This is a genomic window from Novosphingobium sp. ST904, assembly GCF_001298105.1.
Taxonomy (GTDB): domain Bacteria; phylum Pseudomonadota; class Alphaproteobacteria; order Sphingomonadales; family Sphingomonadaceae; genus Novosphingobium.
This window is the reverse complement of the sequence record NZ_LGJH01000159.1, coordinates 144,437-162,422: the sequence shown is the minus strand read 5'-3', so window position 1 is coordinate 162,422 and position 17,986 is coordinate 144,437. Positions and strand designations below refer to the sequence as shown.

Here is a 17,986-nt window from a genome sequence, read left to right as displayed (position 1 = left end):
TTGATCGAAGAAGGCAATCCGCAGTGGCGCGATCTCGCCATCGACTTTGGCTTCGAAGCGTTGCGTTGACTGGATTCCCGCCTTCGCGGGAATGACGAAGATCTGGGTGCGGATTTGGCATCAGCAACTGGTGTTTTAAAATCCGAACCCGACAGTCCGCTATCCACCCTTGCCTGCCGTTCAGCCGGTTTACGTGTCTACCCCATAGCGAAAGTCGATTCAGGCTGGAAATTCGTCCAGGCCGCCTAGGTTGCAGTCTTCACCAGCGTCACTTGCGCCACGTCGATGCCGCCGCCCATGAAGCCGCCTTCGCAATACATCAGATAGAACCGCCAGAGCCGGACGAAACGTTCGTCGAATCCCGCCGGCAACCGCCCCTCTTCTACCGCTGCATCGAAATTGCGACGCCATTCGTAAAGCGTGCGGGCATAGTCGAGCCCGAAGCCCTGCCGGTCTTCCCACGCCAGCCCCCGTTCCTCGGCCAGGCGGCGGAATTCCGGTTCGTGGATCAGCAGGCCGCCCGGAAAGATGAAGGTCTGGATGAAGTCCGCGCTTCGGGCGTAAGCCTCGAAGAGATCGTCCCGAATGACGATGTACTGGATCGCCGCCCTGCCGCCGGGTTTCAGGTTGCGGGCCACGCAGTCCAGGAAATCGGGCCAGAACCGGCGCCCGACCGCCTCGACCATCTCGACCGAGGCAATCGCGTCATACCTGCCCGCAACGTCCCGGTAATCCTGCTTGCGAAAGTCCACCCGGCCGCCGCTTGCCTCGATCCTGCCGCTCCAACGCTGGCGCGCGTAAGCGAGCTGCTCTTCGGAAAGGCTGATGGCATCGACATGGGCACCCTCGGTTTCGGCCAGGAAGGCGGAAAGCGTGCCCCAGCCGCAGCCGATTTCCAGCGCCCGGCCGCCCGCCGGCAATGCCAGCCGGTGGGCAATCGCGCCGATCTTGTTGGACTGCGCCATGTCGAGTTCGCTGACGAACTGGCTCAGCGCATTCGGGCCGCTTCCCGGCTTCGGGTAGATGCCGCTCGAATAGAGCATCGTTTCGCCCAGCCACTGCTCGTAGAAGTCGTTGCCGAGGTCGTAATGGGCGTGGATGTTGCGCAGTGCGCCGCGCGGTGTTGCGGTGGAGCCAGTGCACGAAGCGCGCCGCCGCGCGCCATGGGCCATGGGCGCGTCCCACGTCGCCGAGGCTGGTGGCATTGTCCATGAAAAGCGCGAAGATCGGCACCGGGTCCGCGCTGTCCCATTCACCGGCCTCCCAGGCCTGGTACCAGCCGACCGAACCTGCCGTGGCGAGGCGCAGCAAGGCGCGCCAGCTCCGGATTTCCACGGCGGCCTCGAATCCCGGGGCCCGGCCGCCGAGCAGACGCGTTTCGCCGCCGGGAAGCGTGGCCTCGATGGCCCCGCGCTCCAGCCCCCGGTCGATCCGGTCCAGCACTTTGTCCACCCCGCCCGACCAGAGCCTGGCCAGCCATTGAGGACCGACACCGATGGACCGGCCGCCCTCGACCAGTTCCTCACCCCTGCCTGGCGCCTGTGCGTTCATGCTGCCGATATTATCCGGAAAATGGCCACGGGCAATTGCTTAGGTCGTGCCATCAATTGCCTTTCGAACGGGCCCATGCGGCCAACGCACGCTCCCGTCCGTCGCGGTGCTCGACCAGCTTTGCGGGATAGCCTGCCGGGCGCCGGCCGGCGGGCGGATCGTGGATATCCTGATCGGACAGGTCCTTGAGTTCCGGTACCCATTCCCGAATGTAGGCCGCCGCGTCGAACTTCTCCGACTGCGAGAGGGGCGCCATGATCCGCACGAACATCTGCGCGTCGACGCCGGACCCTGCGGACCACTGCCAATTCACCGCATTGGACCCGTAATCGGCGTCCACCAGCGTATCCCAGAACCACTGCTCGCCTTCGCGCCAGTCGATCAGGAGGTGCTTGATGAGGAAGCTGGCCGCGATCATCCGGACGCGGTTGTGCATCCAGCCGGTGTGCCAGAGCTGCCGCATTCCGGCATCGACGATGGGATAGCCGGTCCTGCCCCGCTGCCATGCGCGAAGGTCCGATTCGGCCCCCTTGCCCGTGCGCCAGTGCAAGTGGGCGAAGTCCTCCTTCGCCGGGCGACTGCCATATTCGGGCAGTTGCAGGATCACGTTCTGCGCATAGTCGCGCCAGCCCAGTTCGCCGAGAAAGGTTTCCACGGAGCCCCCCGCTCCGGCGACCGCGTGCCACACCTGCCCCGGCGAGATCTCGCGAAATGGAGGTGCGGGGAAAGGAAGGAGGTGCCTTCGACCGAAGGAAGGTTGCGCTGCGCCTCGTAAGCTGCGGCTTCCTCCCGGAAGGCATCCAGCCGCTTGTGCGCACCGTGCTCTCCCGGCTCCCACATGTCCCGCATGCCGCCCGCCCAATCGGGCTTCGCCGGCAGCAGGCTCCAGTCCGCCAGACGGTCCGACGCGGGCCATTCGTCCGGCGCTTCGAGCCGATGCGGACGGGGATGCGGCTCCACCGGCGGCAGGCGTTCGTGCAGCGCCCGCCAGAACGGCGTGTAGATCTTGTAAGGCCGCCCGGAACCGTTCGTCACCGCGCCGGGCGGCACCAGATAATTGCCGTGGTGGAGATGGAGGTCGATCGCCTTGGCTACCGCCTTTTCGGCGTTGCGCCACCAGGGCTCGTAATGGTGCAGCGCGTGAACCGCGGTGGCGCCGGTTTCCCGCGCGATTTCGGCCAGCACATCCTCGCTGCGCCCCTTGCGCAGGACAAGGCGCGATCCCTTTTCACGCAGAGCTGCATCAAGGCTTTCCAGCGAGTGATGCAGCCACCAGCGCGAAGCCGCTCCCATCCGGCGATGCCTGGGGGTCTCGTCATCGAGAACGTAGACCGGGATAACGGCCCCTTGGCTGGCGGCTTCGGCGATGGCAGGCTGGTCCGAGAGGCGCAGGTCGCGCCGCAGCCAAACGATGACGGGGGATTTCATGGAGCCGGAACGCGTATCACTCATGGGCGTTCCCTAGGCCAATGACCCTGTCTTCCGAAAGAACGATCGCTCCGCGTCACCGGATCGACCCGCGCAAGGCGCTGATCGCGGCGCTTGCCTGCTGGTCCGCCTTTGCCCTGTTCGCCTGGGCCGTGCCGACCGGCCGAACCGCGCAGTTCGACCGGATCGGCCTGCTGTTCTGGCGCACCGAGGACCTGAGGCCGCTCGGCCCCACATGGCTGCTGGAATGGGTTCGCGACCTGACCGCGATGGGCGGCTTTCTCCAGCTCAAGCTCTACACGATCTGCGCAGTCGTCGCCCTGTTCTGGCTGCGCTGCCGCCGCGAGGCGGTGCTGCTGGCGCTGACGGTGCTGAGCGCCAGCCTCGTCAACATCGGGTTCAAGGCACTGTTCGGCCGCCCGCGCCCCGAAATCCTGCTTCGTCTCACCGAAGCGGGCGGCGCCAGCTTCCCGAGCGGGCACAGCTTCAACGCCGCCTCCACCTACATCGCCCTGGCTCTCGCCTTCGCAGCGCTGAGCCCCCGTGCAAGCGTTCGCCATACGCTGGTTGCCGCGGCCATGGCGCTCAGCCTTGCCGTTGCATGGAGCCGCGTCTGGCTGGGCGTCCACTGGCCGAGCGACGTCATGGCGGGCTGGCTGGGCGGAGCGGGCTGGTCGTTCCTTGCCAGCGCCCTGCTCTACCGTCCCGCGCAGACCATGGTTCACGCCGCGGACGAGTTCACCGCCCCGCACAACCGGGACCGTCCGTAGGAACTTCTGCCGAGGCGGAGAAGCTGTTCTCGAAACGCGGCCCCTCGAAGCGCGCGTCGCGGAAGGTCACGCGGGCGGTGCAGCCCCGTCGCTCGATCCCGGCCATCGGCAGGTTCGACCATGCCAGAAACCGCGCGACCTCGAGATTCGCCGCGGCAGCGCGGCGAACCAGCGGATCGGCCATGTTGTCCGGCCGCAACGGTTCGCGCGAAATCAGGGCGTCCGCCTTGCGCAACAGGTCGTATCTGCCTTTCCCGATCATGCCGCCCTCCCGCCAGATCACTTCGCGCCGCCAGAAAGCCAGCGGCTCCGGCCCGGCGAAGATCCGATCCGCCCTGACACCGGGCGCCTCATAGGCCAGCCGGGCGATGCCGATGTTCGCGGCGATATAGGCCAGGACGACCAGCAGCGCGGCAATCGCGGGCACGGCGCTGCCGGATCGCCTTCTGCGCCAGATGCCCAGCCCCAGCACGATCCAGACCCACGGGTCGATGATGAACAGCCCGTCGGTATGGAACCACGCCCCGCTCATCGGCGAGAACAACTGGACCGCATAAACATTCTGGAGGTCCAGCAGGGGATGGGTCAGCGCGCCGAGGTAGCATAGCGTCACCAGCCAGCCGAAGTGCATCCGAGGCCCGCGTGCGAACACCTTGCCGCGCTTCGCCTGCCAGCGATCGAACAGCCAGAGCAGCGCCGCGAGCAGAGGCGGCATGAGCAGCACGCCGCCGACGAGGCCATGAGTGAAGCCCCGGTGCATCGCCAGCGGTGCCCAGGGAGACCAGCCGAAGAATACGTCGATATCCGGCATGTTCGCCGCCAGCACGCAGGCCGCCAGCCCCTTGCGGCTCCGCCGCATGAGACCGGTCTCCGCCAGCGCCCAGCCGACAAGGCTGTGAGTGATATTGTCCAGAAAACGCGACCTCGAGAACGTGGATCAGGAAACCGTCCAAGTCTGGCCCCGCGCGAGCAATTTGCCAAGGTCTGCGGACTTTCCGGCGATCAGGCCCTCCCGCTCCGCGATCACGGCGCTTTCGAAAGTCGGCGCGGGATCGTCGTAAATCACGCCGAGTGCCATGGGGAACGGTCCGAACGGCATCTCGACCAGCATATGCGCAAGCCCGCGATTCCGGGCATTGTGGACCAGCACCCCCGCTGCCTGCCAGTCACCCCCGGCTACCTCGACGACTTTCAGCGAAAACGTATCGGGATCGAGCGCCAGGCCCTTGCTTTCCTTTGCGAAAAGCAGCGGCTCACCGTCCCGGCACTGGACCTGCATGTCCGCCGAGACCGCCTTGGCCGTGAAGTCGTCGAAGCGGTCCTTGTTGTAGACTATGCAATTCTGGAAAATCTCGATGAAGGCCGCGCCCTTGTGGCGATAGGCCGCCTGGAGCACTTCGGGCAGGTCTTTCGAAACGTCGTAACTGCGGGCCACGAAGCGTGCGCCCGAACCAAGCGCGAACGCACAGGGGCTCGCCGGCCGGTCCACCGACCCTGCCGGCGATGTCGGCGAAGGCGTGCCGGTGCGGCTGGTGGGAGAATACTGGCCCTTGGTCAGGCCGTAGATCTCGTTGTTGAACAGCATGATCTGGCAATCGAGATTGCGCCGCAGGATATGCATCGTGTGATTGCCGCCGATCGACATGCCGTCGCCGTCGCCCGTCACCAGCCAGACGTCGAGTTCGGGATTGGCCAGCTTTATCCCGGTCGCCACCGCCGGCGCCCGGCCATGGATGGTGTGGAAGCCGTAACTCTCGACATAGTAGGGGAACCGGCTCGAACAGCCGATGCCCGAAACGAACACGGTGTTCTTCGGATCGGCGCCCAGCAACGGCAGGGTCCGCTGCACCGCCTTCAGGATCGCATAGTCGCCGCAACCCGGGCACCAGCGCACTTCCTGATCCGTTTCCCAGTCTTTCAGCGTCGTCTCGATCGGGGTCATGCCGTTCATGAGGAAGTCTCCGTCCGAAATGCTCAGGGCTGTTCGATTTCGGGCGCGGGAAGCTGGCTTTCATTGACCGCCACTTCGCCGCCTTCGTTTCCGGGCACCCCGTCGAAGAACCGGAAGATCGCCGTTTCCAGTTCGGCGATCGCGAAAGGCTGGCCGCTCGTCTTGCCCAGCGATACGGCATCCACGAGGAAGCGGTCGCGCAGCAGCGTCTTGAACTGCCCGGTGTTCATTTCCGGCACCAGGATATGCTCGAACCCGGACAGCAGCTCGCCCAGATTTCCGGGCAGCGGCCAGATATGGCGGACATGGGCATGGCTGACGTCGAGCCCCAGCCCGCGGGCGCGCCGGACGGCCTGATGGATCGGCCCGAATGTCGATCCCCAGCCGATCACCAGCAGCCGTCCCTTCGCCTCGCCCAGGCAGACTTCCTGCGGCGGAACGGTTTGGGCTATGCCGTCGATCCTGGCCTTGCGCGCATCAGTCTGGAGTTGATGCACGTCTGGCGCATAGTCGATGTTTCCGCTGTCCACCGCCTTCTCGATTCCCCCTATGCGGTGCATGAGGCCGGGCGTACCCGGCCTGATCCAGGGGCGGACGCCGCGTTCGTCCCGCTTGTAGGGCAGCACGCGGTCCCCGCCGTTCCTCTCCTCCAGGAAGCGGACGGGGAACGGCTCGAAGCTGTCGGGATCGGGGACTTTCCAGGGCTCGGACGCATTGCCGATATAGCCGTCCGTCAGCAGGATCACCGGCGTCATGTAGCGGGTGGCGATGCGGCAGGCCTCGATGGCGCATTCGAAGGCATCGGCCGGCGAACGCGCGGCAATCACCGGCAGCGGTGCATCGCCGTTACGGCCGTAGACGGCCTGATAGAGGTCCGATTGCTCGGTCTTGGTCGGCAATCCGGTGGAAGGACCACCGCGCTGGGAGTTGACGATCACCAGCGGCAATTCGGTCATCACTGCCAGACCCATCGCCTCACCCTTCAGCGCGATTCCGGGACCGGAGGACGAGGTTACGCCAAGCTGCCCGGCATAGCTCGCCCCGATGGCAGAGCAGATCGCGGCGATCTCGTCCTCGGCCTGAAACGTGGTGACGCCGAACTCCTTCATCTTCACGAGATGATGCAGGATCGCCGAGGCGGGCGTGATCGGATAGCCGCCGAAGAACATCGGCAGTTCGGCCAGGCGGCAGCCGGTGACCAGCCCCAGCGAGATCGCCTCGGCGCCGGTGATCGTGCGGTAGAGGCCCGGCTCGGCAGGCACGGGATCGATATGCAGCTTGCGAAGCGGCCCGGCGATTTCGGCCGTCTCCCCATAGGCGTGTCCGGCATTGAGGGCGGCGATGTTCGCCTGGGCAAGGACCGGCTCCTTCGCGAACTTCGCCGTGAGCCAGTCCACCAGCGGCTGCCGGTCACGATCGAACATCCACAGCGCGAGGCCGAGCGTCCACATGTTCTTGCAGCGCAGCGCCTCCTTGTTGCCGAGGCCGAAAGGCTTCACCGCTTCGAGCGTCAACGCCGAAATGTCGAATGCCAGCACATCCCATCTGGCGAGACTTCCGTCTTCCAGCGGGTTCTCGGCATACTTCGCCTTTTCGAGATTGCGCCTGCCGAACTCGCCCGTGTCGATGATGACCAGCCCGCCGGTCTTCAGCGCGTGGATGTTGGTCTTGAGCGCTGCCGGGTTCATGGCAACGAGCACGTCCGGCGCATCCCCCGCCGTGGTGATCTCGCTCGAGCCGAAATTGATCTGGAATGCCGAGACCCCGAACAGCGTCCCTTGCGGTGCCCGGATTTCGGCGGGGAAATCCGGGAAAGTGGCAAGATCGTTCCCGGCAAGCGCCGTGGAGAGCGTAAACTGCCCCCCGGTCAGCTGCATGCCGTCTCCCGAATCGCCGGCAAAGCGCACGACCACCGCTTCCACGGCCGGTGCATCCGGCGCTCCGCCCGCCGCGCCGGAGAAGATGCCCTTATCCGATGAGCCCGATGAGCCCGATGAGCCCTTATCCGATGAGATTGTCGCCATCATCGTCCTCTCCCGGGAATGCCGGTCTTGTGCCGACGGCTTGTTTTCCCGTTCGCAAGACTATGCCCGCTCGGTATCGACGCAAAACGGAAAAATGCTCAGGGCCACAAATAGCCCCGCCCCCCAAATCGGTTACCGGGGATGGAAGCATAAATCGCACTGGCAATGCGAGCGCCCTTGGGCCATTCTGGAGTCATGCGATCCGCTCCGGTAATCCTGCCGCCGATTTCCGAATGACGCTTCTCCCAATCACCATGGAATCCCGCTCACCGATGAAAGACTTCGCGTCCCTGCCCTACCGCCCCTGTGTCGGCGTCATGCTCGTCAATTCAGACGGCAAGGTCTTCGTCGGCAAGCGGATCGACACCAAGGAAGGCGACTGGTGGCAGATGCCCCAGGGCGGCGTCGACGAGGGCGAAGACCTGAAGGCCGCGGCTTTTCGCGAGCTTTGGGAGGAAACCGGCGTCACCGAAAAGCACGTCACCATCCTGTCGCACACGCGGGAAGAGCTGCTTTACGACCTGCCGGACGAACTCATCGGCAAGCTGTGGAAGGGCAAGTATCGCGGCCAGCGCCAGACCTGGTATCTGGCACGCTTCGATGGCGCCGATGCCGACATCGACCTTAACGCGCACAAGCCGGCCGAGTTCTGCGAATGGAAGTGGATCGACGCCGAACTGCTTCCAGAGCTGATCGTGCCCTTCAAGAAGCGCGTTTACCGCGCCGTTCTGGAAGAATTCCGGGCACTCATCTGAATTTCCGGCCTGCCCGAACCGGGCACGCCGCAATTCCCCAAACTCAGTTCTCCGAAACGGCCGGCTTCGCGGTCACCGATTCGGCGCTGACCATGCGCGTCGACGGCCCACGGGCGATCGCTGCCGCCAGCTTCTCCGTCTCGGCGCAATCCTTGCCGCAGAGCGTCTGGAGGCGGGCGAGATTGCGATTCGCCTTCTCGGTCGCGCCCTTTTCGGCAAGCGCGATCCCCTCTCCGGCGATGGCGGCCACATTGCGCGGGTCAGTACCAAGCGCGACGCGGTAATAATGCAGGGCCTTGCCCTGGAGCCCCTGCCCGCGAGTAGCGTCCGCCAGGGCGAGAAGAACCGATACATTGCCGGGCTCGACCGTCAGCGCCGCCTCGTAGGCATCGATCGCACCGTTGAGATTACCTGCCTCGGCAGCCGCGCGGCCTTCTCCCATGAGTGTTGCCGTGCGCGGGTCGAGAGCCGCGACGGGCGCTGACAGGATGGCGCTGGAAGAAACGGCAACAACAAGGGAAAGAGCAATCGCGGCAGGCGTGTAACGCATCAAAATGTCCTTGGCCGAGGGCTTCGTCCTCATCATGACCGCGACGCTATCACAGGCGTTCAAAACGCGCGACGAAAAAGCCGTCGGTACCGTCGTGCCACGGAGAGAGGCGCAAACCGGGGCCACGCGGCGTTCCGACGGGCAGGTCGGGCATCGCCGCAGACCAGTCCGGATGCCGCTTCAGGAAGCCTTCGGCCTGCTTCGCGCCTTCCTCGTCCAGCAGCGAACAGGTGACGAAAACCAGCCTTCCACCGGGCTTCACGAGCTGCGCCGCAATATCGAGCAGGCGCGACTGGGTGGCGACGTATCGGCCCAGTTGCGCCTCGGTGAGCCGCCAGCGCGCCTCGGGATTGCGGCGCCAGGTCCCGGTTCCGGAACAGGGTGCATCCACCAGCACCGCATCGGCAGCCCCTGCAAAGCGTTGCAGCGCCTGAAGTTCCTTGCCCGGATCGAGCAGAACGGTTTCGATGCCCGTCGCCCCGGCACGCTCCGCGCGAGGCGCAAGGCGCGAGAGGCGTGTCCGGTCGGTATCGCAGGCCACCAGAGCGCCGGAATTGTCCATGGCCGCCGCCAGCGCCAGGGTCTTGCCCCCTGCCCCTGCGCACAAGTCCATGATCGTCTCGCCCGCACGGGCGGCAACCACTTCGCACGTGAGCTGGGAGCCGGTGTCCTGCACCTCGATCGCGCCCTGAACATAGGCTGCGGACTGTTCGATGCGGGTTTCCGGCGGATAGCGCCAGCCGTTGGCGGCCACCGATCGCTCGCCGCCCTCCGGCAAGGCAAGGCTTGCGGCCTTGAGCGTATTGACGCGGATGTCGAGCGGGGCCCGGTCCAGCAAGGCCGCCGCATCTGCCGCGGCGACACCGCTGGCGGCGAAGCGTTCCACCAGCCATTGCGGAGCCAGACCGGCCTCCGCAACGGGTTCTCCCGCCACGATCGCGGCCGGAGAATGGCCCGTACCGTCAAACAGGGCGGCAACTTCCCGGTCTTCCGCAGCTACCCGCAGCATGGCCGCCCGGCCCGTTTCCGGTACTTCGCCGCAGGCCCTGATCGCACGATAGGCAAGCTCACGAACGGCGCGCCGGTCCTTGCTGCCTGCAAATCGGCGCGTACGGAACCAGTCCCCGATCAGGCGGTCCGCCGGTGCGCCGTTGGCGCGTGCGGCGGCGATCACCTGATCGAGAATCTCGATCGCCGCTTGTACTCGTGCGCCCGGCGTCATCCCCCAGCCCTCGAACCGATGTCGAAACCTGCGGCGATCAGCGCGTCGGGTAGTTCGGCGCCTCGCGGGTGATCGTCACGTCATGGACGTGGCTTTCGCGCAAGCCGGCATTGGTGATGCGGACGAACTGGGCGTTCTTGCGCAGGTCCTCGATGGTGGCCGAACCGGTATAGCCCATGGCCGCCTTCACCCCGCCCACGAGCTGGTGAATGACGTCCTTTGCGGGGCCCTTGTAGGCAACCTGGCCTTCGATACCTTCGGGAACCAGCTTCATCTGGTCCTTGATGTCGCCCTGGAAGTAGCGGTCCGCCGAACCGCGGCCCATGGCGCCCACCGAACCCATGCCGCGATACGACTTGTAGGCACGGCCCTGGTAGAGGAACGTCTCGCCCGGCGCTTCCTCGGTACCGGCAAGCATCGAGCCGACCATGATGGTCGAGGCGCCGGCGGCCAGTGCCTTGGCAGCATCACCCGAAGTGCGCAGGCCGCCATCGGCGATGACCGGGACGCCCGCCTTGTCGGCTTCTTCCGCGGCATCCATGATCGCGGTCAGCTGCGGTACGCCGACACCTGCAACGATGCGCGTGGTGCAGATCGAACCCGGCCCGATGCCCACCTTCACGCAGTCCGCACCCGCGTCGATCAGCGCGCGCGCCGCTTCGGCGGTGGCGATGTTGCCGGCGATGACCTGTGCCGAATTCGCCATCTTCTTCACCCGCTCAACCGCGAGCGCCACGTCCTTGTTATGGCCGTGTGCCGTGTCGATGACGACAACGTCGCACTCGGCCGCAAGCAGCGCCTCGGTGCGGGCGAAGCCCTTTTCGCCCACGGTCGTCGCGCGGCGACGCGCAGGCGGCCGGCGGCATCCTTGGTGGCGTCGGGGTACGTAACAGCCTTCTCGATGTCCTTGACGGTGATCAGGCCGACGCAGCGGAAGTCATTGTCGACCACCAGCAGCTTCTCGATGCGGCGGGCGTGCAGCAGGCGGCGAGCTTCGTCCTGATCGACGCCGACCCGCACCGTGGCGAGATTCTCATGCGTCATCAGTTCGCGCACGGGCTGCGCCGGGTTGGCTGCAAAGCGCACGTCGCGATTGGTGAGAATGCCGACGAGCTTGCCCGAGTTCTCCACCACGGGAATGCCGCTGATCCGGTTGGCCTGCATGATCGCCTGCGCTTCCCCCAGCGTGGCATCAGGCGAGATCGTGATCGGATTGACGACCATGCCGCTTTCGTAGCGCTTCACGGCGCGCACGGCAGCGCACTGCTCCTCGATCGTGAGGTTGCGGTGAAGCACGCCGATTCCGCCGAGCTGGGCCATGACGATGGCCATGTCGGCCTCGGTCACGGTGTCCATCGCGGACGAGATCACCGGGATGTTGAGCGAGATGTCGCGCGTAAGGCGGCTACGGGTATCGGCCTGCGTCGGGACGATGTCGGACTTCGCAGGACGAAGCAGTACGTCGTCGAAAGTAAGTCCGAGCTGGATATCCATGAGCGCCACCATAACCTTGTACCGGGGAGAATCGTGGCGGCCCATGTAATCAAAGGGGGGCGCTAGTGCTAGTACCTCATTTCACCGTCTTGTCGGCCGGCGCGGCAAGCGTTGGCGCGGAGCCCGCCGGCACCCGGCGCAGATCGCCGAACCAGCGGCCGAGCGCGGTCAGCATCTTCACGTCCTCCACCGCGCCGCCAAGCTCCAGCGGCTTTGCCATATGGGCCAGGTCGTCGCTCGGCCGGTGATAGTCTCCATCGAAGAAGGCCCGCATGCGGTCGATGTCGCCATAGGCCGTGGTAACCATCACCGCCGGAATATCGTGCTGCAACAAGGCCCAGCCGTCCTGGCGGCGCATATATTCGTTGGCGTCGTCATTGGCGCGCAGCTTGACCTTCTCGGCCTTGGCGACCTTGGCGATTTCCGCATCGAGGCCGGTCAGCCCGCGGCCGACGATGGCAAAGGGCGTGCCTTTCGGCGCGATCGCATTGGAATCGATGTTGAATGCCGCCACGATCTGGCCGGGGGGAAGCGGCGGGCTTTCCGCAAAGGCATGAGCGCCCAGCAGGCCAAGTTCCTCGCCGGTGGTAGCCAGGAAATAGACATCGCGATCGAGCTGCTGCCCGCGCGCGAGACGCCGGGCCACCTCGGTCAGCGCCGCGAGGCCGCTGGCATTGTCTATCGCGCCATTGCAGATCAGGTCCTCGGCCGGAGCCTCCCCGCATTCGCCGAAATGGTCCCAGTGCGCAAGGAACAGCACGGCCCCGGTTTCGGGACGGCGTCCCGGGAGCTTGCCGATCAGGTTATGCGTGCGGATCGTCGTCTCGCGCGTGGTGGCCTCAAAAGACCCGGTCACATCAAGCGCCACCGGCACGAAATCGGGCTTGGCCGCCAGTTGCTCCAGATCGTCGAGCGAGCGTGACGTGCCCTTGAGCAGCGCGGTCATGGCCTCACGGGTGATGAAGGCTTCGAGATCGCCGCCGAGAGAATCGTCAGACAGCGCATAACCCGAACGCTGGCGCGCGCGGCGACCTGATCGAGGCTGCGATCGCCGTCCAGCACCGTCAGCACGGCGGAAGCGCCAAGCGCGAGAAGGTCGTTCTGGCGTTCGCCATCGGGCGTATCGCCGTCGAGCACCACCGCCACGCGGCCGGCAAGTTCGGTGCGCGTATAGTCCCGCCCGCGCCCCTTGCCGAGGAACAGCAGCGGGACATTGCGCACGAGACTGCGCTTGCCGGAGGTCAGCACCAGAACGCCGTCCGGGGAAACGGTGCTTCGCGCGCCCTTGCGCAGGAACCGCGCCGCGGAAGCGGAAGGTTCGCGCGCGACCAGCGTGACCGGCGCGAACCACTCATGCCCCGGATCGTTGGTGCCCGATACCAGCCCGATATCGAACCATTGCTTGCCGAGATAGCGCAGGGTCTTCGCCTCGCCGTCGGTACCGGGCTCGCGGCCGTCGAAATCGTCGCTCGCAAGCACTTCGATATGGGCGCGCAGCCGGGCGGCCAGTTCCTGATCCGCCCGGGATATCGCCGAAAGCAGCGGATGCCCGCTGACCAGCACCGCGCCGAGCGCCGCCGCGCCAACCGCACGAGCCAGTCCTGCCTTGAATCCCCTGTTCATCGTGTCGATGCCTATACGACGGATTTCGGCAGGCGGTTAGCATTTCCCGCGCACGCACAGAGGCATGACAGCATTTGTGGCCGGATGGCAACGCTGGAACCTGGCGCGCCAAAAGCGATTGAACAGGACTTGAGCCTGTGGCTACTCTCAACGGCCCAGGACGGCTGACAGAAAGGATCCTTCGCGATGCGGCTCGATGAGTTCGACCCCGACAATATCCGCGTCAGCCAGGGGGGAAGGAGCTTCCCCGGCGGGCGCGGCGGCAAGATGGGCTGCGGCTCGCTGGTGATCGTGCTGATCGGCGCGCTCGTGTTCGGCGTAGATCCCGCGCAGATGCTCGGTACGCTGGAGAACGTACAGCAGCAGCAGCAGCCCGCGTCCGTCCAGCAGGACGTGCCGCAGGACACCACGGCTACCTGCAAGCAGAACGCCTACTCGCTGGAATCCTGCAATGCGCTCGATTCGCTCAATCGCACATGGCAGCCCCTGTTCCAGAAGGCCAACATCGCGTTCGAGCAACCGATGCTGCGCTTCTACAACGGCACGGACAGGTCGGGATGCGGCGCGGCGCAAAGCGCGATGGGCCCGTTCTACTGCCCGGCGGATCAGGGCATCTATATCGACACCAGCTTCTATGACGAGCTTGAACGGCAGCTTGGCGCCAAGGGTGACTTTGCACGCTACTACGTGGTCGCTCACGAATATGGCCATCACATCCAGCACCTGCTCGGTATCGACAGTCAGGTCCGGCAGGCCCAGCGCCAGAACCCGCAGCGCGCCAACTCCCTTCAGGTCCGCATGGAACTTCAGGCCGATTGCTATGCCGGCGTCTGGGCGGGCAGGAACAAGGACCGCATCGAGCCGGGCGACATGGAGGAAGGCATGACCGCCGCCAGTGCCATCGGCGACGATACCCTGATGAAGAACGCCGGCCAGCGTGTGAGCCCCGAGAGCTTCACGCATGGGTCCAGCGCCCAGCGCATGGATTGGCTCAAGCGCGGATTGGAAACAGGGAACGAGGACGCCTGCGACACGTTTAACGATATGAAATGATTTGAACCCCAGGCTGGCGCTTTCCCTCCCATCCGCATGGCTGGCGGCGATGCCGCCGGCTGGGCGGACAGGAGGACTCAATGCGCCATTTCATGATCGTTGCGGCTCTGGCGGGTACGCTCGCGGCGACCTCGGCCGAGGCACGCCAGGACAAACCTATCACCAACAAGGAACCGGATGTGGTGGATGTCGCCAAGACGCCGGTGACGGACCTCAACCTCGACAAGACCGAGATTCCGCCCACGCTGATCGCCGCATTGAAAAAGCCTTACGACCTTTCCTCGATGCGCGGCTGCAGGCAGATCAGCGCCGCCGTGACCGAACTAGACCGCATTCTTGGTCCGGATCTGGACTTGCCCCAGGAAGCGCGCGACCGTGTGAGCACCGGGCGTGTGGCGAAATGGGTCGTCAGTTCGTTCATTCCGTTTCGCGGATTGATCCGGGAGATTTCCGGCGCCAACGCCCAGGAACGCGCAGTCCTTGCCGCAATTCAGGCGGGTGTCGCAAGGCGCGGCTTCCTGAAGGGGGTGGGCGCGGAACGCGGCTGCAAGTACCCAGCCTCCCCCGCCACGCCCGCGATCATTCAGGCAAAGGCGCTGGAACGGCATAACAGCGACGAAGAGAAGAGCGATGCCAAGCCGATCCCAAGCCGGCCGGGAAGGACGGGAAGGCCACTGGGCAGGGCGAGGTGACTTACACCTCGCAGCCCGTGGTCCAGCGGGTGCCCTGATAAGGCCTAGATGCCCTCTTCGTTCAGCGCGGCCCGGCGGGTGTCGGCCATTTCCTTGTCCAACTCCGCAAGTATCTGGCTACGCACCATGCTGTCGAGATTGCGGTTAGCCGCAATTGTTGCCCGCGCCGATGCGATGGCCTTCAATGAAACTTCGGCGGTGTGCTTGGGCGCACCCGTGCAGATCAGCACCGAGGTGGAACGGTTTCCATTCCTTGCGTGGGCGGAAGACCGATGCGTGTCTGCCGGGCAGGTGCTGTCGAGCGTCATGGTGTTGCTGACGTCCCGCTTGCCGCTTTCGTCCGTGCTGACGATTCGAATGGTCTGGATCCGGCCGTCCGACGAGGTGGACTGCTCGACCTTCGGCACACGCCGCATGGCTCTGGCCATGGCGGCATCATGATCGGCCCGGGCAAGCGCACGGTCCGCCGCAGCCTGCCATGACGGCGGAGGAGGAGCCGGGGGTGCCGGGGGCACCGGGGGCGCAGAACGCACGGCCTGCGCGGACGGCCACGGCGCAGCAACAGGGCGCGGCGATGCGGCGGACGGGAGAGGCTCGGCCGCTTCAGAGATTTCCGCCGGTTCCGAAGTCCAGGTGCCATGCTCTACTGCAGAAGCCGCCTGAGGCTCCGCGGGAGCATCGGGTACGACGGGTGCGCGCGGCGCCGCCGGCTCGGCCGCAGGCATTTCAGGTGCAGGCGGAGCCTCGGGCTCTTCCATCGCCGCATAAGTGACCGTGGCGGTGCAGGGCACGGAAACGATCGCAAAAGCGAAAAGACTACGCGCAACCACGCGCCGAGCCGGCGAGACTTCGGCCGAGGCAAGCGCCTTAAGGCGCTGAATGATCGGCTTTTCTCCTGCCAGCGTACCGGCGATCGGCGCCGCCAGCGTCAGCCGCGTTCCTGCAGCGAACGAGGCGATCACGCGGCCGTAACGCGCACGCATCTCGCGGTTGCACCCGGACATGACACGGGCGTCGCAGGCAGCCTCCTGATCCGCACGCAGCGCGCGCCAGGCGGCCCACCCCAGCGGGTTGAACCAGTGCAGCGCGAACAGCGGCTGCAACACCATCAGCGCAAGCAGGTCGTTTCCGGCGTGATGTTCGAGTTCGTGCGCAATCGCGAAGTCGGAGCTTTCCGAATCGACCGTCGCCAGAAATCCGCGGGGAAGCGCCACGACCCTGTCCGTCACCCCGAACGCCAGCGGCGCCCCGGCTGCCGGCGTCTCGACAATGCGGATATCGCCTGCCCGCGCCACTTGCCGCGCATCGGCGAGCAGTTCCTGCTTCATCAACCGATAATTGCGAACCCTGAGCGCAAGGAAAATCACCGCTCCGGCCAGCCAGATCGCGATCGCCAGATTGCCCCAGGGTATCTGGGCCAGCACTCCGGGCTCGATAGCGGCAACCGGGACCGAAGCACCCGCATCCGCGACCGGCCCCGCGATTGGCGCCGTAGCATTGGCGAGCGCCGTATCAACGGCAGGAAGTGCGTTTGCCGTTGTCTGTTCGACCACGATATCGGGCCTGGTGAAAAGCCCCCGTGGCAGCGCCAGCGGCGGAAGAACAAGCCTCAGGACCGGCAAGGCCCATAGCGCATAGGCAGCGGCAGGACCGAACCAGCGCGATACCGGGCGGCGGACCAGCAGAACCAGCGCCATCAGCCCACCGGTCATGACGAGCGTATCGGTAAGCCATTCAATCATGACTTCAGCTCCTTCAAGAGCGCTTCGATCTCGGCGATATCATTCTCGGTCAATGCGTCCGCTTCGGCAAGATGCGCAAAGAGCGGTGCGGCCCTCCCCCCGAACAGGCGGTCGACCAGCCGCCGGCTTTCAGTGCCGACATAAGCCTCACGGGCAATGCTGGGGGAATAGAGAAAACGCTTGCCGTCGGGTTCGGTCGTCACCGCCTGCTTGGCGACCAGTCGCGAAAGCAGGGTCTTGACGGTCGCCAGGGTCCAGCCGCGCGGTTCGCAGACCTTTGCGCAGACTTCCGCAGCCGTAAGTGGGCTGCGGGACCAGAGCGCCTCCATCACCGCATGTTCGGCATCCGAGATACGCTCGGGCGGCTCAGCCGACTGATCCGAATTGACCGACACTCTGGCCTCCATCGTTTACATACGTAATCGACTACGTTTGTAAACATGAATGCCAGATTAACAGGGGCGGTCAAGCCTGCGCCGACTTGCGCAGTGTGAGGGCGAGCATGATGAGGAACACACCGCGCACGACCAGACTGACCATGATGATTATCGCCAGGAAGGCAAGGCCGATACCCGGCGAAGAGAACAGCAGCACAAACCCCAGCAGCACATCGAGAACGCCGAGGAACAAACGCCATCCCTTGTCGTGGCGGGCCTTGAGCGCGAAGGCGATCTGAAATCCACCCGAAACGAGAAGCCACGCACCGATAGCCCAGACGAGCGAAAGCGCGCCCGCAACCGGATTGACGAGCGCAAAGACGCCCGCGATCAGCGCCAGCAGCCCCAGCAGGATTTCCACCCAGCGCGCTCGCTGCGAAAGCGATGTCCAGCCGGAGGCAATGGCAGCGATCCCGTAGATAACCAGAACTACGCCGACGAGCAGCCCGGTCGCTACTCCTGCAACAAGCGGGCGGGAAACCACCAGCAAGGCAATGAGCATGAGAAGAACACCGTAAGCCAGCACCCAGCCCCAGGCCTTGCCAGAGGCCTGCTTCAACGAACTAACGAGGGGATCGTTTTCCACGTTCGGTTCGAGCAACGGGTCCATCTCGGTTCGTGTCATGCGCCTGCCTCCTGCGTTGGCGGGGTCTCTGCAAGAAAATGCCCAGAAACCCGATCGGTTGCAACGACA

At 65.3% G+C, this 17,986-nt stretch carries 14 protein-coding genes and 3 pseudogenes; 4 read left to right on the top strand and 13 right to left on the bottom strand.

Annotated features, from left to right (window positions below):
• Positions 1-245 precede the first annotated feature (245 nt).
• Positions 246-1,551, bottom strand: a pseudogene (locus ADT71_RS22325) (class I SAM-dependent methyltransferase).
• A 52-nt stretch (positions 1,552-1,603) separates the two neighbouring features.
• Positions 1,604-2,979: pseudogene (locus ADT71_RS22320) on the bottom strand (deoxyribodipyrimidine photo-lyase).
• Positions 2,980-3,020: 41 nt separating this feature from the next.
• On the opposite strand from ADT71_RS22320, the gene ADT71_RS22315 reads away from it, so the two are divergent.
• Positions 3,021-3,749, top strand: coding sequence for a phosphatase PAP2 family protein (locus ADT71_RS22315; RefSeq protein WP_054440378.1), 729 nt, complete (start codon positions 3,021-3,023; stop codon positions 3,747-3,749).
• Here the strand turns inward: ADT71_RS22315 and ADT71_RS22310 are convergent.
• From ADT71_RS22310 to ADT71_RS22300, 3 genes are read right to left on the bottom strand one after another with little or no spacing between them, the layout of a single operon-like run.
• Positions 3,718-4,653 (bottom strand): metal-dependent hydrolase, encoded by a 936-nt coding sequence (locus ADT71_RS22310; protein WP_255351680.1) that lies wholly within the window; start codon positions 4,651-4,653, stop codon positions 3,718-3,720. The genes ADT71_RS22315 and ADT71_RS22310 overlap by 32 nt on opposite strands.
• A gap of 33 nt (positions 4,654-4,686) precedes the next feature.
• Positions 4,687-5,700 (bottom strand): 2-oxoacid:ferredoxin oxidoreductase subunit beta, encoded by a 1,014-nt coding sequence (locus tag ADT71_RS22305; protein WP_054440373.1) that lies wholly within the window; start codon positions 5,698-5,700, stop codon positions 4,687-4,689.
• Positions 5,701-5,723: 23 nt separating this feature from the next.
• A complete protein-coding gene (locus ADT71_RS22300) occupies positions 5,724-7,727 on the bottom strand; it encodes a 2-oxoacid:acceptor oxidoreductase subunit alpha (RefSeq protein ID WP_231636105.1) in 2,004 nt (667 codons plus the stop codon).
• Positions 7,728-7,996: 269 nt separating this feature from the next.
• Between ADT71_RS22300 and ADT71_RS22295 the strand changes: the two genes are divergently transcribed.
• The gene (locus ADT71_RS22295; RefSeq protein ID WP_054440404.1) at positions 7,997-8,479 is read left to right on the top strand and encodes an RNA pyrophosphohydrolase; all 483 of its coding nucleotides are present in this window, start codon (positions 7,997-7,999) and stop codon (positions 8,477-8,479) included.
• A 43-nt stretch (positions 8,480-8,522) separates the two neighbouring features.
• Here ADT71_RS22295 and ADT71_RS22290 read toward each other — a convergent pair whose 3' ends face one another.
• The 5 genes and pseudogenes from ADT71_RS22290 to ADT71_RS34285 form a co-directional block, all read right to left on the bottom strand.
• Positions 8,523-9,065 carry a hypothetical protein gene (locus ADT71_RS22290; RefSeq protein ID WP_054440371.1) on the bottom strand — a complete coding sequence of 181 codons (543 nt, stop codon included), beginning with the start codon at positions 9,063-9,065 and terminating at the stop codon, positions 8,523-8,525.
• A 13-nt stretch (positions 9,066-9,078) separates the two neighbouring features.
• Positions 9,079-10,251, bottom strand: coding sequence for an RsmB/NOP family class I SAM-dependent RNA methyltransferase (locus tag ADT71_RS22285; RefSeq protein WP_054440369.1), 1,173 nt, complete (start codon positions 10,249-10,251; stop codon positions 9,079-9,081).
• A gap of 37 nt (positions 10,252-10,288) precedes the next feature.
• Positions 10,289-11,745, bottom strand: a pseudogene (gene guaB, locus ADT71_RS22280) (IMP dehydrogenase).
• A gap of 76 nt (positions 11,746-11,821) precedes the next feature.
• The gene (locus tag ADT71_RS34290) at positions 11,822-12,691 is read right to left on the bottom strand and encodes a M28 family peptidase (RefSeq protein WP_231636104.1); all 870 of its coding nucleotides are present in this window, start codon (positions 12,689-12,691) and stop codon (positions 11,822-11,824) included.
• The gene (locus ADT71_RS34285; protein WP_231636103.1) at positions 12,688-13,368 is read right to left on the bottom strand and encodes a hypothetical protein; all 681 of its coding nucleotides are present in this window, start codon (positions 13,366-13,368) and stop codon (positions 12,688-12,690) included. Before ADT71_RS34285 ends, ADT71_RS34290 begins: the two co-directional genes overlap by 4 nt.
• A 186-nt stretch (positions 13,369-13,554) precedes the next feature.
• Between ADT71_RS34285 and ADT71_RS22270 the strand changes: the two genes are divergently transcribed.
• On the top strand, positions 13,555-14,421 hold the full coding sequence (locus ADT71_RS22270) for a neutral zinc metallopeptidase (protein WP_054440368.1): 867 nt from the start codon (positions 13,555-13,557) through the stop codon (positions 14,419-14,421).
• Positions 14,422-14,501: 80 nt separating this feature from the next.
• Positions 14,502-15,113, top strand: a complete 612-nt coding sequence (locus ADT71_RS34280) for a hypothetical protein (protein ID WP_231636102.1) — start codon at positions 14,502-14,504, stop codon at positions 15,111-15,113.
• A gap of 44 nt (positions 15,114-15,157) precedes the next feature.
• Here ADT71_RS34280 and ADT71_RS22260 read toward each other — a convergent pair whose 3' ends face one another.
• From ADT71_RS22260 to ADT71_RS22250, 3 genes are read right to left on the bottom strand one after another with little or no spacing between them, the layout of a single operon-like run.
• Positions 15,158-16,855, bottom strand: a complete 1,698-nt coding sequence (locus tag ADT71_RS22260; RefSeq protein WP_054440366.1) for a M56 family metallopeptidase — start codon at positions 16,853-16,855, stop codon at positions 15,158-15,160.
• Positions 16,852-17,262 (bottom strand): BlaI/MecI/CopY family transcriptional regulator, encoded by a 411-nt coding sequence (locus ADT71_RS22255; protein ID WP_054440364.1) that lies wholly within the window; start codon positions 17,260-17,262, stop codon positions 16,852-16,854. Before ADT71_RS22255 ends, ADT71_RS22260 begins: the two co-directional genes overlap by 4 nt.
• 58 nt (positions 17,263-17,320) lie before the next feature.
• Entirely contained in the window at positions 17,321-17,917 is a 597-nt protein-coding gene (locus ADT71_RS22250) for an HdeD family acid-resistance protein (RefSeq protein WP_054440361.1), read from the bottom strand.
• Positions 17,918-17,986: the final 69 nt, after the last annotated feature.